The organism is Bacterioplanes sp. CLAM21 (genome assembly GCF_059641015.1).
The window spans coordinates 4136666-4151819 of the sequence record NZ_CM184929.1 but is presented as its reverse complement, the minus strand read 5'-3'; the positions used below and the strand labels follow the sequence as shown (position 1 = coordinate 4151819).

General features: G+C 47.9%; 17 protein-coding genes. 5 read left to right on the top strand and 12 right to left on the bottom strand.

Annotation, left to right across the window (positions count from 1 at the left end; genetic code table 11):
- Positions 1-64: 64 nt before the first annotated feature.
- Positions 65-1228 (top strand): phosphoglycerate kinase, encoded by a 1164-nt coding sequence (locus AC55FS_RS19110; RefSeq protein ID WP_496933894.1) that lies wholly within the window; start codon positions 65-67, stop codon positions 1226-1228.
- A gap of 64 nt (positions 1229-1292) precedes the next feature.
- On the opposite strand, the gene AC55FS_RS19105 is transcribed toward AC55FS_RS19110, so the two are convergent.
- From AC55FS_RS19105 to AC55FS_RS19085, 5 genes are all read right to left on the bottom strand, one after another.
- Entirely contained in the window at positions 1293-1736 is a 444-nt protein-coding gene (locus AC55FS_RS19105; RefSeq protein ID WP_496933893.1) for a GNAT family N-acetyltransferase, read from the bottom strand.
- 253 nt (positions 1737-1989) lie between these two features.
- Positions 1990-3714: a hypothetical protein gene (locus AC55FS_RS19100; RefSeq protein ID WP_496933892.1), complete on the bottom strand. Its 1725-nt coding sequence runs from the start codon at positions 3712-3714 to the stop codon at positions 1990-1992.
- Between the two features lie 363 nt (positions 3715-4077).
- Positions 4078-4515 carry a GNAT family N-acetyltransferase gene (locus AC55FS_RS19095; protein ID WP_496933891.1) on the bottom strand — a complete coding sequence of 146 codons (438 nt, stop codon included), beginning with the start codon at positions 4513-4515 and terminating at the stop codon, positions 4078-4080.
- A 59-nt stretch (positions 4516-4574) separates the two neighbouring features.
- Positions 4575-5000, bottom strand: a complete 426-nt coding sequence (locus AC55FS_RS19090) for a bifunctional diaminohydroxyphosphoribosylaminopyrimidine deaminase/5-amino-6-(5-phosphoribosylamino)uracil reductase RibD (protein ID WP_496933890.1) — start codon at positions 4998-5000, stop codon at positions 4575-4577.
- A 33-nt stretch (positions 5001-5033) separates the two neighbouring features.
- Positions 5034-5456 carry a VOC family protein gene (locus AC55FS_RS19085; protein ID WP_496933889.1) on the bottom strand — a complete coding sequence of 141 codons (423 nt, stop codon included), beginning with the start codon at positions 5454-5456 and terminating at the stop codon, positions 5034-5036.
- A gap of 247 nt (positions 5457-5703) precedes the next feature.
- On the opposite strand from AC55FS_RS19085, the gene AC55FS_RS19080 reads away from it, so the two are divergent.
- On the top strand, positions 5704-6327 hold the full coding sequence (locus AC55FS_RS19080) for a LysE family translocator (RefSeq protein WP_496933888.1): 624 nt from the start codon (positions 5704-5706) through the stop codon (positions 6325-6327).
- A 292-nt stretch (positions 6328-6619) separates the two neighbouring features.
- Positions 6620-8317, top strand: a complete 1698-nt coding sequence (locus AC55FS_RS19075; protein WP_496933887.1) for a phosphoinositide-specific phospholipase C-related protein — start codon at positions 6620-6622, stop codon at positions 8315-8317.
- Positions 8318-8320: 3 nt separating this feature from the next.
- Here the strand turns inward: AC55FS_RS19075 and AC55FS_RS19070 are convergent, their stop codons facing one another.
- The 7 genes from AC55FS_RS19070 to AC55FS_RS19040 all read right to left on the bottom strand — a co-directional run bounded on the left by AC55FS_RS19070 (position 8321) and on the right by AC55FS_RS19040 (position 13181).
- A complete protein-coding gene (locus AC55FS_RS19070) occupies positions 8321-8671 on the bottom strand; it encodes a cupin domain-containing protein (RefSeq protein ID WP_496933886.1) in 351 nt (116 codons plus the stop codon).
- Between the two features lie 2 nt (positions 8672-8673).
- Entirely contained in the window at positions 8674-9117 is a 444-nt protein-coding gene (locus AC55FS_RS19065) for an Aq_678 family protein (protein ID WP_496935993.1), read from the bottom strand.
- Between the two features lie 99 nt (positions 9118-9216).
- A complete protein-coding gene (locus tag AC55FS_RS19060; protein ID WP_496933885.1) occupies positions 9217-9558 on the bottom strand; it encodes a UCP032817 domain-containing protein in 342 nt (113 codons plus the stop codon).
- Complete coding sequence (locus AC55FS_RS19055; protein ID WP_496933884.1) at positions 9548-9907, bottom strand: glycine-rich domain-containing protein; 360 nt, start codon at positions 9905-9907, stop codon at positions 9548-9550. The genes AC55FS_RS19060 and AC55FS_RS19055 overlap by 11 nt, the downstream gene beginning before the upstream one ends.
- Positions 9908-10075: 168 nt before the next feature.
- Positions 10076-11275, bottom strand: a complete 1200-nt coding sequence (locus AC55FS_RS19050; protein WP_496933883.1) for a type III PLP-dependent enzyme — start codon at positions 11273-11275, stop codon at positions 10076-10078.
- 519 nt (positions 11276-11794) lie between these two features.
- Positions 11795-12634 (bottom strand): delta-class carbonic anhydrase, encoded by an 840-nt coding sequence (locus AC55FS_RS19045; RefSeq protein ID WP_496933882.1) that lies wholly within the window; start codon positions 12632-12634, stop codon positions 11795-11797.
- 91 nt (positions 12635-12725) lie between these two features.
- Positions 12726-13181 carry a GNAT family N-acetyltransferase gene (locus AC55FS_RS19040; protein WP_496933881.1) on the bottom strand — a complete coding sequence of 152 codons (456 nt, stop codon included), beginning with the start codon at positions 13179-13181 and terminating at the stop codon, positions 12726-12728.
- Between the two features lie 415 nt (positions 13182-13596).
- Between AC55FS_RS19040 and AC55FS_RS19035 the strand changes: the two genes are divergently transcribed.
- Positions 13597-14574, top strand: coding sequence for a GNAT family N-acetyltransferase (locus AC55FS_RS19035; RefSeq protein ID WP_496933880.1), 978 nt, complete (start codon positions 13597-13599; stop codon positions 14572-14574).
- 9 nt (positions 14575-14583) lie between these two features.
- Complete coding sequence (gene ybiA / locus AC55FS_RS19030) at positions 14584-15141, top strand: riboflavin biosynthesis intermediates N-glycosidase (RefSeq protein WP_496933879.1); 558 nt, start codon at positions 14584-14586, stop codon at positions 15139-15141.
- The last annotated feature ends 13 nt before the right edge of the window (positions 15142-15154 follow it).

The window sequence follows — 15154 nt, the reverse complement described above, 5'->3', positions numbered from 1 at the left end:
GCCTTGCTGCTATACTCCCGCCCCGATTTTGACCATCTGCCAAGCGGCAATTGATGAGGTATCTATGACTGTTTTGAAAATGACCGACCTCGACTTGAAGGGCAAGCGGGTTCTGATTCGTGAAGATCTGAATGTGCCGGTAAAAGACGGCAAGGTAACATCCGATGCACGCATTCGTGCCTCTTTGCCGACCATTCAGCACGCACTTGAGGCCGGTGCCAAAGTCATGGTGATGTCTCACCTGGGTCGCCCAACGGAAGGTGAATACGCCGAAGAGTTTTCTATGCAACCCGTGGCTGAGCATTTAGGCGGTTTGCTGGGTCGCAGCGTTAATGTGATTAAAGATTTCTCTGCCGGCATTGACGTAGCCGACGGTGAGTTGGTATTGCTGGAGAACGTACGCTTTAACCCAGGCGAGAAAAAAGACACAGACGAGCTGGCTCAAGCGTATGCGGCCTTGTGTGACGTGTTTGTGATGGACGCCTTTGGCACCGCTCACCGTGCTCAAGCCTCGACTCACGGTGTGGCCAAGTTTGCCCCTGTTGCTTGCGCTGGCCCACTGCTGGCGGCTGAGTTAGAGGCGCTGGGTCAGGTACTGGATAAGCCTGCACGCCCTCTGGTAGCGATTGTTGGTGGCTCTAAGGTATCGACCAAGTTAGAAGTGCTGGAAAGTCTGTCTGAGATCTGTGATCAGATTATCGTTGGTGGCGGCATCGCCAATACCTTCCTGGCAGCCGCTGGCAAGCCAGTGGGTAAATCTCTATACGAAGCCGATTTAATTCCTGCGGCGAAAAAGCTGATGGAAAAAGTCTCCATTCCTGTGCCAACCGATGTGGTATGTGGCAAAGAGTTTTCTGATCGCGCTGAAGCGACACTGAAGTCTGCCGACGACGTGGCCGAAGACGATATGATTTTTGATATCGGCCCGGACTCTGCTAAAGCACTGGCAGAGCAGTTAAAAGAAGCCAACACCATTATCTGGAATGGCCCGGTGGGCGTATTTGAATTTGATCAATTTGGCGAAGGCACTAAAGCCTTGTCATTGGCCATTGCTGAGTCTGATGCTTTCTCTATTGCTGGCGGTGGCGACACCTTGGCGGCGGTGGATAAATACAATATCGCGGAGAAAGTCTCTTATATTTCAACTGGCGGCGGTGCTTTCTTAGAGTTTGTTGAAGGCAAAACTCTGCCTGCGGTAGCGGTGCTGGAGCAGCGCGCTAACGGTTAATTGGCGCTTGATACTTGTAAAAAAGCCGGCAATTGCCGGCTTCTTTTGTGCTTTAAAGCCATGTTTATGCCTGGCGCCAGTGGTATAGCAAATCCGGCAATCCTTCTTCGTTGTCGCTATTTCCTGCTGAAAACTCAAACCCATGGGCTTGGTAAAAATCCCGAGCCGGTTGGTTTTTTTCAAAGGTACGAAGCGATAAATAACCGTCCGACTGTTGTTTAGCCACTTTCATTAACAGGCTGCCAATGCCTTTTCCTTGATAATCTGGATGCACGTATAGCTGGCTGATTTCGCTGCTATTGGACGCCATAAAGGCAACCACAGTGTCAGCATCTAGTACCACCTGAATATCATAGTCTTGCGGCAAAATATGCTGCAAAAAATACGTTTGTGATTCAATGCTGTGTATAGGCTCAAGGTCCAGTGCCTGGCTGTGGGCTTGGCGCCATAAGTTAACCACAGCCTGGCTATGCTGTGGCTGGAAAGCCGTTATAACGAAGTTAGACATTGTAAAACCCAGTAGTTTTGGACGGTTTTAGCAAGCTTATCATAGCCTCGATTTTTTGTGCCATCTCAAACCGTTATCGACCATTTGTTATGAATTCAAATTCTGGCCTTAGCAACGAGCAGGATCGCTCACCATCTTAATGATTGGAATAATAGGCAGTCGGTAAGGCATGAAGGAATCGGCTAATGACTACCGTTATCGCCTTATGGTGAAATTCCCCCCCCATAAGGCGTGGTAGTATCCTAGACGTTAGTTACAGCTTGAACTGAACAAAAATTCGATAGGTCACGCGTTTACCATCACGTTTAGTGATAGGTAAATAAATAACGTCCTGGCGATTATTCCAGCTTTCATCCATCCCATGCGCTTGATATACCAGATAGCGGCCATCTTCTGTGTGCTGCCAAGAAAGCTCGCCGAGAGGATTGTCAAAGACATAGCTGTCATCATGTTGCAGTTGTACGCGCGTATGTTTCAGTTCTGCGCCTTCAGACTTCTTGCTCTGAGTATTCCAATACTTACCATTCAACTGCAGTGGCTTATGACTACCTTTATAAGCCGAGTCGATCGAAGCGACAGGAACCGTCCAGCGGTGCAAATTCTTTTGGCCAATGGCTTTAAGCTGTTTTAGGTTGATACGGCGTTGTTCAAGGGAATAACCTTCGATGGTTAAATTGATGGTTTTAATCGATTCACCTTGCTCTGCATAATATTTGTCCTCGGCTAGAGCATAGACATTGCCAAATGGATCTTTTTTGGCCCAGCCAGAATCCCAGGGCGAGTTAGGAGAGTTAAACTTAGGCACATCAACAGCAGCATCGCCGCCAAACAGCTTGGCAAACCAGTTCACTCCGCCTAATAGATTGGCGGCATCTTTTGCAGCACGGCGCAAGATAGCATCATCGACGTTGGGTACATTGCCGCTGGGTTGGCCCATGTTGGTCGCCAGGCTTTTGGTTTGTCCCCAGCGGCCTTGCCAGTTTTCTAAATTACGTCCTTCTAGGGTCTCGACACCATTGCCGCGATATGCCTGCCAGCTGTTCCAGACTAGGCCTTCCGGCTCTCCCTGGTCGTTGCGATATGCCGGTTCTGAGAACTTAACTAACTGTCCCAGATCTTCAGACGACGTTAAATCAATCGTTCTCAGCCAATCAATTTTCCAGTTTGGCTGAGTGACTGCGTAGGTATTGTACAGCCCGACCAATGGCTTCAGATCAGACGCCTTAGAGGTATAGTGAAGCTTGCCTGAGCCTTTAGGGTAGAGGCCATGAGTATTTAGCGAAACGGCAATGCGAGGATGCCAGCCACCGTTACCATTGGAAGCATCGGATTTTTCAAAAGGTGTAAAAATTTCTTTACCGTGGGCAACGGTGACAATGCCCAATACTTTGCCAGGTTGATTCTGGTTATCCAAAACAACCGTGGTGGTTTCCCAATCACCGTAGTGTTTTGCTGCATTACACCATTCAAAGTTGCGACGTTTTCCCGCTTGGGAGTGATGATATTGTTGATAGATTTTAGCGCGAAAAATTTGGCAATCACTAAACGGCAGCAACATCGAATAAATAAGGTAAAGCCGTTTTTTAGACTCCCGAACTGTTAGGTAGATAGGAGTGTCATGAATTAAGTTTCGCTCACCAATAGGCCTAATTTTGAGAGCCTCGCTGTCAATGATAATACGATCATTATCATGGCGGTTGCTGAGGTCGGGCCCCAGTTCTCCCGTCAAATGAGCCATTGTCGGATGCTCAGTGGTCAGATCATTATGCTGCCATTGAATCGTCGAGTGAGAGAGTAAGGTTTCAATCGATATGGGAAAGGTTTGCTCATAGGCATGGAAGAAATACTGAGGCGCTACCTTGTGTGCAATAGACAACATCCCTTCAGGGCTTTCTTTATTATCAATGTTAACAGTATAGGAGTTGGCGGATACCGCGAAGAATAGCGATAGCAAGGTAAGATACTTTTTAATACTCATGGGTGACCCAGATGAAAAGAACAGAAGCGAGTGATTGTATCACGTTGCTAGCGGTGATCGATGATAGTAGATAACTAGCCATATTTTCTATGGTATAAGGCTGGCAGAAATCCAGGTCAGTCATAGTAAGTCAATAATACTGAAATACTATTGTCGGTACAAAGTTATCGAATTTGGGCTGTCTGTTTAGCGATCAATACTAGGGAGTAGTTATTAAATTGATGCGTATAGATATTCGAAGCCGTATCCAGACAATCACATGCTATGGTACTCACTAATGCGTTAACAAAAATATGCCGCAGTAACAATCTGGATCTGACCTTAAAGTCACTCATCGCTAAAGCGATACACTGACAATGTGTTTTACAGCAGAATTTCAGCGAGCATATCTTCGCCATCTGGGTCCATGCCGACTTCGATAAAACCAAAGCTGGCGTAAAAGTCCTTCGCGACCGGATTGTTAGGGTTATAGCAGATTTCAATGCAAGATAGCCCTAAGTCCTGTTGAATCTCTTGCAAGGCCATTGTCATTGCCTGACGGCCAATGCCCTTACGCTGATGTGTTTGATCCACCATAAAACGGTAGATGGAGACCTTGCTGTGCGATTCATAAACCCACATAAAAAAGCCAACGGGCTTATCGTTCAGATAGATGCCACGAGTAATATGGCCATCATTGTAGGCTGCTTCAACCAACGACCACATATTGCAAGCCACGAAAGTTTCTTGCTCTGGAGCGACATCCAGGTCGCAAATCGCTTCATAGTTGTCGGCTGTAACTGGGCGTAAAGACAGCGTCATAAACAATTCCATTAAAAAGGGAAGTACTGTCTGAGGCCGAGACTGCGAAAATTCAAGCCTTAGGAGTGTCCGAGGTGGGGATGCAGAAATGCCGCTACTTGATCGGCAGCACAGTCCACCTCAACGTCTATACCGGCATTTTTCAGAATATTGATGCCACGGCCATTATTGCGTGGATCAGGGTCGATTAAAGCAACCACAACACGCTTTATTCCGCTACGCGCGAGCATCTGCGCACAAGAAGGTGTGCGTCCAGCAAAAGAGCAGGGCTCGAGAGTAACGTAGGCCGTCACCTCAGACAGCGAGCCTTGGTACTGCTTGATGGCCTGTGCTTCGGCATGATCACCGCCGATGGCCTGGGTGTAGCCCTGTGCCACTACTTCCTCATCTTTTACTAATACACAGCCTACCGGAGGGTTGGGCTGGCATGCGGGCAAGGCTTTTTTTGATAAGGCCAATGCTTGCAGCATAAACAACTCATCCATGTATTTCTCCGGCGACTGATGATAGGCAACGAGCTAATTATCGTTGTCATTACGTTCAATGGGAAGGTCGGTTAAATACTGGACAAATTCAACCTCATAGCCATCTGGGTCGATAAAATAACGGTTTTTACGATACTTTCCATCACCGCCTGATGGGGTGGGCTGAAAGCCCGCTGCTATTAAGCGATTTGCCAAGGCTTCTAGATTGTGTGTGATAAACGCAAGATGAGATAGCCCAATATCATTGCTTTCACGGTTTCTGTTTTCTCCAGTACCGTTATCGTTAAAGGTTAAAAACTGGTAATCGTCGCCAAAATGAACCCAGCGTCGCTCTGTACCATACCAGTTGCCCTGACCTTCGGTACGAATACGCCAGTGCGGAAAGGCGGCACGATAAAAGGCCAGTGTTGCGGGAATATCTTTAACGATTAAGTTGAGATGCTCTAGCTGAATCATGGTGATGTCCTTATTGGTTAGGGCTGTCAGGTCAGCCAACGCAGAGCATGGTAGAACCTCAAGTTAGATTGAGGTAAATGCTGGAATGCATAGTATTTTGCTATCGCTGTTATTGCCTGCGACTACGACGAGTTAGTAGCGACTAGAAATAAGCCCTTGTCGATGCCAGGGGCTGGCAAACCTGGCTTCACTGTCCTGATGCCGAGGTATACTGCACGGTCTTCACTCTGACTTAATGGTGATTGTTATGAATTGGGCGTTGCTAGCGGCCTTTATCCCAACCTTTGCATTTATCTCCTTAACACCAGGGATGTGCATGGCTTTATCCATGAGTTTGGGCATGACCATAGGTGTGCGCCGTACCATGTGGATGATGGCTGGCGAGTTGGTGGGGGTGGCGTTGGTCACCTTGTGTGCTGTATTGGGTGTCGCTACGCTGATGCTGCAGGCGCCTAATATCTTTATTGCCTTCCAACTAATGGGCGGTGCCTACTTACTGTGGCTGGGCTGGCAAATGTGGCAGTCGAAAGGCTCCCTTGCCATTCCTGAGCAAAATGAAAATAAAGCATACAGTCGTTGGGGATTAATCCATCAGGGTTTTGTTACGGCAGTTGCTAACCCTAAAGGTTGGGCTTTTTTGGTGGTCTTTATGCCTAGCTTTATCGATGCCGACCAGCCCTTGGCAGCACAGCTGGTTGTGTTAATGGCAATCCAGCTGTTGCTCGAATGGCTAGCTTTAATGCTGTATGCCAGTGGTGGTTCGGGTTTGCGGCACTGGTTGTCGAAGAAGCATTCTGTGCAGCGTTTAAATCGCATCGCTGGCACTCTCATGATGGGAGTAGGTGTGTGGCTGGCCAGCGGAGCGTTTTAGTAATGCTTACTCTGGCTAGCGTTTAAACCTTTGTCCAATGTCTACTAGGCAAGGAAAACTCCTAGAGTATTTCATTGCTTTATCAGCAGACTTTGGCCAACTCAGGACTCACTGCGCCAATTTGGGTGATCCATTAACCAACCCGGTTCACACTTTTACTATTGCTCATACCTTCTTCTGACTGCAATTCACGTCAAGGGTTACTGTAAAATCTCTGTCATAGGGTATAGCCATGCTAGCGTAATCAAGTAATAAGGAAGGTAGCATGTTTTACCCAATCAGGCTGGCAGTTATGGCCAGCCTATTTTTTTGTTTTTCTGTTATGGCGGAAGATAAGGTTTGTTTTTATCAAGACGCAGAATATCAGGGCACTGAGTGGTGTTATGGCGTAGCGGATATTAGCCAGTTAACGGCAGAGAACAACGATCAAATCTCGTCAATAAAAACCTATGGAAAGGCTTATGTTGATATCTTCGAGCACAAAGATTTTTCTGGTCAGCAAACTCGAGTGATGGCCAATACTTATCGTATGGATGATTTAAACGACGCTGTTAGCTCATTTCGTATTAGTGTCCGCCATAGCACTGACTTTGCCTGTTTATTTGAACATCCGGGCTTTCGCGGTACACCACACTGTTTAGAGGCAGGGCAGCAACAGCAAGACTTAGATGATGTCGCATTAGGGCGAAATAAAGCATCGTCTATTATGATTATTGGCAATGCGGCTGTTGATGTGTACCAGTACCCAAACTTACGTGCCGATAAAGCCCATACTCGCTTGCAGCGCAGTAGCTCCAACCTTGAGGTGCGACCCGCTGGTTGGCTGGAAGATGATATTGATTCCTATGGTGTTGTTAGCACAGCTCGTGATGCTGGCGAGGTGGCTGTGGATATATTGGATGCATTAAATATCAGTGTGCCTGTTACTCAAGCTAACGTTTTAACCTCGCATAATGCTTATAACAGCACTGCTTACTTTAGTACTCAGTTAATTCCTGGCCCCAATCATCGGCGGGCCTTGGTTGAACAGTTACAACTGGGAATACGTTCAATGGAGCTGGATATACGAGTAGCAAATGGCTTTACCAAGGTGTGCCATTCGGTGGACTGCAATACCAATAATTTCACCAGTTTGAGGCGAATGCTAGGGGAAATCGATAGCTGGTTAAAAGGTGCTGATGATAATGATATTGTCTTTATTTATTTGGAAGATGGTATTAATGGTGATGTGGCTGGCTATCAGCAGCTACAACACGATCTGGCTTGGCTAGGGGATATTGTTTATCGCCCCGGCCAGTGTCATCAGGCTGAAAACATCACCATGCAAACCTTGCTGGATCAAGGGAAACGGATTTTCTTCTACAAAGATGGTGACCGCCAAGGGTGTGACTATCTCGATACCGTATTGATTAACTTTGAACGCAGTATTGCCGTAGCTGATATTAATATTGATGATAACTTCTATTCGGCAGACTATTTTCGTCGAGCCTACGAATGTGATAATTATTTCTGCAATAATACGCTAACGGCACTGCAAACCATGACAGCTATGGAACACGGATTGAATGCTGTAGGCATGGATATGCTTGAAGAAAAACACCTAGATAATCAGGGTGAACGATTAAACGGTCAGTTATGGGCAATAGGTCCTGAAGACAGTTTACAGCCCTATGACGATGGTCGTTCTGTACGCATGACGGCTAGTGGTGAGCGCTACTTCTCTTTGTCTTGGAATACAATGAACTTGGCCTATGCTTGTCGCAACAATGCGGGGGAATGGCGAATAACGTCTCAACAAGGCATCAGTGAAAAAGGAGCACAGGCGTGTCGGGATGAGTATCCTGGCTTTAGTTTTGATGTTCCTTTATCGGCCTATGAAGCCAAGCAATTGCGCCAACAAATGGCATCTGGCACAGATTTACATGTGAATTTTGCCGTTCACAATGGACGCTGGCAAACGGCAGTGTGGGGCGATCTTTCAGCCAGGTAACATTCAGACCGGATCGGCAGCGATCCGGTCACCCCGCGTAGGCGGTGTTGATGTCACAATAAACACCGCTTCTACCTCAGTACGATTGTGCATGCAGTGAGGTACTTTTGCCGGTACATGCAGACCTTGCTGAGCCTGCAGCTCAAAAAACTGGCCATCGACTTCAAGCGTGACAGTGCCAGATAGAACATAAAAGAACTGCTCGGCTTTTAGGTGGCGGTGACGTGTTTCAGATTTACCCGCTGGCACACGTTCCTGAATAACGCTGAGTGTCGGTGTATCGACCAGCAACCAACCATCACATTGTTCTCCCCAGATATAATGAGGAGCATTGCTTGTCGATACGACAGACATGGTTATTTTACCTCTTCCATTCGGCCACCGCATTGCTGGAAGCACAGATTAAAGTCTGAGCGGCAGCTTCTGTAATTAGGGCTGTGGTAACAAGTTTTTTTGTTGCAACTCTCTTTCTTACATTGTGCTCTTTTACATGTGTTGCGATTTTCAGAATATTTCAAACAGGCGGTATATTCAGATTCTGCTCTGGCCTCGCAAGCGCTGTAGCGACTGCTACTTTCAACTTGACAGGCATGTTGTTCGCTTACCGAGCTTTGCTGGCACTGTTGAAGCATCTGATCAGCCCGATGATCGGCCTGTTGTTTGCATTCTTGCTCACGTTGTTGGCATTGGCTAACGCATTGAAGGCCCGCTTCTGACGTCGGAGCAATATAGTTGTATTGTGTCGTGCAGCCGGCCAGCAATAACAAGAGGCCACAGGTTGTTATCAAGTGTTTTATCATTGGATTGCCCATAGTCACAGCAGAAAAGGCTCGATTCTAACTCCGGGGTCGTCTATCAGCTAGCCCTGCTCACCGTAACAGCAAAGCAGAGCTCTATTGTTAATCGCCGCCACCACCACTGCATCCGCTGCTGCAACCACCACTGCCACCATCGGAATCACCGCCGAAATCAAAGCAAGAAGACGAGTCTGCGTCGCCATAACAGCCAGAGCTACAGCCAATGTGAGTGGCACATTGACTACCAGAAGAGCTGTTTTTACTTTGGCAGTTAAGAGAATACTTAAAGCCATCTTCAATGCGCAGCAAGGCATCAATGGCAAATAGCAAGGGCAGCTGTGATGGAGACTTTGGGTCGAGACCTGTCTTTTTACAAGCTAGGTTCCAGGCTCGTTTCAGTCCACCGCTGGCTCGTGTTGGGGTATCCATCGCCTCAGTCGGCATGTGATGCAAAAAACCTGCCTTGGGACTTTTGACAGAACTGCTGATACTCCTGGGTAAAGAGAATAAATTCATGCCAAGCAACATCAACCACTTGAGAGGGCATTGAGACCATTCGCCCTGAAGCCAGGTTGCAAATATGGAAGTAATCTCGCAACCCTTTTAAAACAGTTTGCAACTGAATGTCGTTGAGGTGAGGGTAGATATTCTTTATTTTTTTACTGATGGCGGGATGGAATTGATAGTTTTCGATATAAGCTAGCTGCTTATCGCGTTTGATCTGTCGGTGGAGGCGGAATAACAGCTTAATAAGAATTAAGCTGCCTACTGCAGCAAGTATCCATATGAACATCACAATATCCTTTACTTAGCCTTGTTGAGTAGCAAGGTGAAGAAAATAAAAGACTATTGTAGCGATGTGCCTTAAGCAGGCCAATGCTTGCCCATTGCAGGGAGCGGAAGCTAGCAGAAAGGGTACCAATGGCCAGGCATCCATGCCGACCATTGGTGGGTGCTGCGATTATCCGAGCAGACGTTCTTGATCTGCCACATCTTCATTCAACACCACGGTATGAGCGCGTTTGAAGAAGTTAAAGTCCGTGGCGGTCGCGCTGGTGTAGGCGCCCATCATTTTGGCAATCACCAGATCGCCGTTTTCCAGCTTGGGCAGCATGATGTTTTCAGCAATCACATCAATGCTGTCACAGGTCGGGCCAGATAACACACTGACATACTGTTCACCGTCTTGCTTCAGGGTGTGCAGTGGGTACTTGGCATCGTCAAATATCAAACCACTAAACGAACCATAAATACCGTCATCCAAGTAATACCAGATCTGGCCTTCACGCTCAGCGCTACCCATAATAGACGCGACACTGGTCATAGCGGGGGCAACAATAAAGCGCCCAGGCTCAGCCAACACCTGTACTGTGTCAGGCAGTTGGTTTAATGCCGCATTAATGGGTTGACAAAACTGCTCGATGCTCATGACATCAGTGTTGTAACGTACTGGAAAACCACCGCCAATATCCAATGTACTCAGCGCTGGCAAGCCAGCTTCTACTACCTGTTGCATCAGGCTGGCACAAGCACCGATGGCATCCACATATTTTTGTGGGTTGGTGGTTTGTGAACCAACATGGAACGACAAGCCTTTAATGCGAATATTCCACTCTTTAGCCATACGGATAATCGTCATGGCTTGTTCTGCATTGCAGCCAAATTTTTTCGATAGATCAGCAAAGACTTCAGAGTTTCTGAAACTTAAGCGCACCAGCAGCTCAACGTCATCACTGTAACGGCGGAATTTTTCCAGCTCGTTCAGGTTATCGACCACAAATACTCGAGTGCCATAAGCCAGAGCGTCACGAATATCACTGTCGCGTTTAATCGGGTGGGTGTGAATAGTACGCTCGGGCTCAACGCCTTGCTGTTGCACCAGTTCGACTTCGCCTGTCGTGGCCAGGTCAAAGCACGCACCTTCCGCCATCAAGGTACGCACCACGGCAGGGTGCGGTAACGGCTTCAACGCAAAGTGCAGGGTTACACTGGGCAGTGCTTGTTGCAAGGCACGGTACTGCTGGCGAATAGCGTCGCAGTCGAGCAGCAATAAAGGTGCACCAAACTGCGCAACAGACGACTCAATCAGTTGAACCTGATCCAGCGTTAATGCATCGGAAGAATATGACTGAAAATCTAATACAGAATGAGCAATAGCCATCGCCTGTCTCCAACCAGTTGAAGCACTTTTCAGTTATTTAATAAGAAAAGTGGAGTGTCAAAAAAAGCACGTACGTGCAGTCAAAGTCACTCTTGGATAGTTGCTCTATCGCCTTGCCACAATGGTTGTGATGTACTCGGATTGGCTATCAACAAGAAGCGAGCTGATAGTAGAACTGCAGCGGGTTAGACGCAATAAAAAACTCAGTGGTGGATCATGATAAATTTTGATCGTCAGGATCAAGGGCATCTCTGAATAATTCGGTACCCGCTCTGGGTGACCAGGGGCTCGAGATTCCGAAGCCGGTTTGCCGCTCTCATAACTCGGCGACACAGAGCCGGAGCTCTCTGGCGGGCGCGGACGGCAGGTCTCCATCGCGTCGTTGGCGATGTTGAAAAGGGCTGGCCATTGCCTGCCATTACCGCCTTGTTCTGCAAGCCTGTTGCACTGGCGCAAAGCTGTGCAGAATTATTCAGAGATGGCCTAGAAATGCCCGCCGCAGCGGGCTGAGATAAGGGTCTACTGAATGTTGGACAGCAGCTCTGGATTGGTAACCAGGTTGCGAACGCCGTGAGCGTGATCTTCGTTAAAGACGTTGTTGCCACACCAGCGGCCAACGGATTCGATACTGACTTTCTTTACCTGCGGTCGCACACTCCAGCTGACCTGAAATGGCGAGCCTTTTTCGTTATAGCCAGGGCCTGTGGTGGAGCCGGCATACTGCACTGGGGTACCGGTATCGGTGGGAATGTTCAGCGCTTGCTGATAGCCATTGCGTTGAGCAACCGCAGTCAGCTCGGTAAAGTCGGCGGCGCTATCATCGTTAACGAGTACATACACTTGCGCTTCTACTCGTAGTTGCGGATTGTTGATGGCATCACTTAAGCAAGCACCTAGGGTGGGCCCTGGGCTGACCTGGGCACTGGAATAAACATAATGCAGCTCAATGGTATCGCCCGGTGCGAGAGCACCATGTGGGCTTGGGCATATGTCGTTGTTACTCGCAGCAAGCTCTTGCGCGGTTAAAGAGCCTGAGTACTGATAGCCGCTATCAAAGCCGTGACCATCACCGTCACCTGCGTAGCGGGTAAATTCACCGCCTTTGTGCTCAGCGTTTTTATGAAAATGAATATTGCACAGATTCATCTGGCTGGCGGCGGGCGCTTGGCCAAATACCACCGGGTTGGTGCCCTTCGTTGAATCTATATCGCGTGGTGATTGTGGGCCAAAGCCTTTGCCTAGAGTATTCTCCGCTAGCGCTTGGCGCTGCTGGTCTGCAGTGGTGGAAGCGCTCGCTGCATTGACCATGGTGCTGCTGGCCAGCAGCCATGCGGTGATCACCGCCGTAGTAGTGTGCATGGGTTTCTCCTAACAACAGTTGCTTATGGGGGGCCAAGCTTCGACTGTTATTGCAGCACATGGTTCTCGTGGTGTGAACGGCTCGTCTTGCTTATAGCGTACGCTTCATAAATACACTGTGCGGGTCGAGTTGATAGTGGCCAAATGGACCACATTCCTGAAAGCCGTGTTTGATATACAGCTGCCTGGCCGGCAGGAAAAACTCCATTGAGCCCGTTTCCAGCCACAGAGTATGGTAATCACGTTGTTTGGCTTCTGTTATTAACTGCAACAGTAAGACGCTGGCAATGCCACGGCCACGTGCGGTCTCTCGAGTGCGCATGGACTTGATTTCGCCTTCGCCATGATTGAGTTGCTTTAATGCGATACAGCCTAAAGCTTGGCCATGTTCGCGCGCCGACCAAAAGGTTAGATCATCGGCCTTAAGCGCCTGTAGGGGTAATGCGTGCACGCTGTCGGCTGGTGAATGGGCATACATATCTTGGAGATGCTCCTGTAGCAGTTCAGGAATGCCATCATCTTCTATCGGGTCGAGAATAATATGCACCGGAGAGACTCTTAATTATTGGCTTAGTTATGGAGTTAAAAGGTCAGCAGAAGAAACAGCACGGTGAGCTATAAATTCTCTGCAGATAAAAGATGACAGTGTAAATCAAAAAGCTAGTCGTTTTCCTGCAGTTATAGAGGATAAAACGTCAATGTTGGCAAATGCTGGTTTGAACAGTCTTCTTCTTAAGCTGTATCTAGTGCTTTTGTGGTCGAGACAGTGCCGCAACCTTTATAGCAGAAAATATCAGAAATAGGCCCTAGAGCTTAGGGGCTAACAAGTGCCAAGTAAGCAGCTATGTCAGTAGCTGATAAATATCAACTGATATTTTAATGACTGATTTGGCTGTACTGTTTTGACGGGTATGATGGCCATAATCCTTTAGCAGTACAACATAATATAAAGAGATAGAAGCATGATCATACGCCAAGCACAGCGCCACGATATTCCCGCCATGCACCGCATTCGCTTGGCCGTTAATGAAAATCAGCTGACCACTGCGGCGATTACTGAGGCCCATTATGTGCCTGAGATAGAAATCAGTGGTCGTGGCTGGGTGGTGGAAGATAGCGGCAACATTTTGGGCTTTGGCATAGCCAATCAACAAACGGCGTCGATTTGGGCACTGTTTGTAGACCCACCGCAACAGGGCAAAGGCTATGGCAAAGTGCTGTTAACCACTATGGTCGATTGGTTATTTGCTCAAGGTGAGCGCTTGATTCAGTTGTACACCGAAGCCAATACTTGCGCCGAGCAATGGTATTTGGCCAACGGGTGGCGGTCTTTGGGGCTGCAGCCGAATGGCGATTGTTTATTGCAGCTAAGATATAACGCCAGCACCACAGTAGAGCGTTTTGCGTCGGTACCAACACTCGTCACTGAGCGCTTAACATTGCGCCCTTGGCGGCAATCTGACGCTGAAGCTTTAGCGACGTTAAATGCAGATGAAGAATTTGTGCGCTACCTGGGTGGCCAAACTTTATCAGCCGAAGATAGCTGGCGTGTGCTGGCGGTATTAGCCGGCCATTGGACCTTAAAAGGCTATGGTTTTTGGGCGGTTGAAGTAACACATACCGGTGAGTTTATTGGTCGGGTGGGTTTATGGCAGCCACAGGGGTGGCCGGGGCTGGAAATTGGTTGGGGCATTGCCCCTAGCCATTGGGGCCAGGGTTACGCCACCGAAGCCGCTCAAGCATCGCTGGCCTGGGGTTTTCAGAACTTAGATACAGAATCCATTATCAGTGTGATTCATCCCGATAACCATCCATCAAAGAAGGTGGCTCTGCGCTTGGGTGAGAGCTATAGCCATAGCCAACTGGTTAAGAATATCGAGTGCAATATTTATCGAATTAGCCGCAGTGAATATGAAATGATTCACGGCAATAAAAAGTGAACGAATATTATGAATTTATTGAACATTAGAAGCAAAGAAGAACTGGTTGCTTATCTGGATCAGGGTAATACGGTTAAATTCGTATTTTTCTGGGGCCATAAAGACAATGGCACAGTTGGAAAGAACTGCTTTAGCCAATGGTATGAGGCCGGATTTGACAGTGACGGCCATCACTATCGCAGTGCTGAGCATTATATGATGTATAAAAAGGCCAAGTTATTTTCCGACCATCAAATAGCGGAAAAAATTCTGCTGGCTAAAACTCCGGGCGAGGCAAAGTCACTGGGACGATCAGTTTCAGGGTTCGATGATAGCGTGTGGAGTCAAACTAAATTTCAATTGGTGGTTGAAGCCAACCTGGCTAAGTTTGCACAAAACCCGGTACTGCTAGAGTTTTTGTTAGCGACCGATGACAGTGTTCTGGTCGAAGCCAGCCCGGTCGATGCCATATGGGGCATTGGACTGGCTCAGGATGACGCCAAAGCGTCGCAGCCAAAGCAATGGAAAGGAGAAAACCTATTAGGTTTTGCCTTAATGGAAGTCAGATGCCAACTCAATGAACAATAAAGGAACATATAGG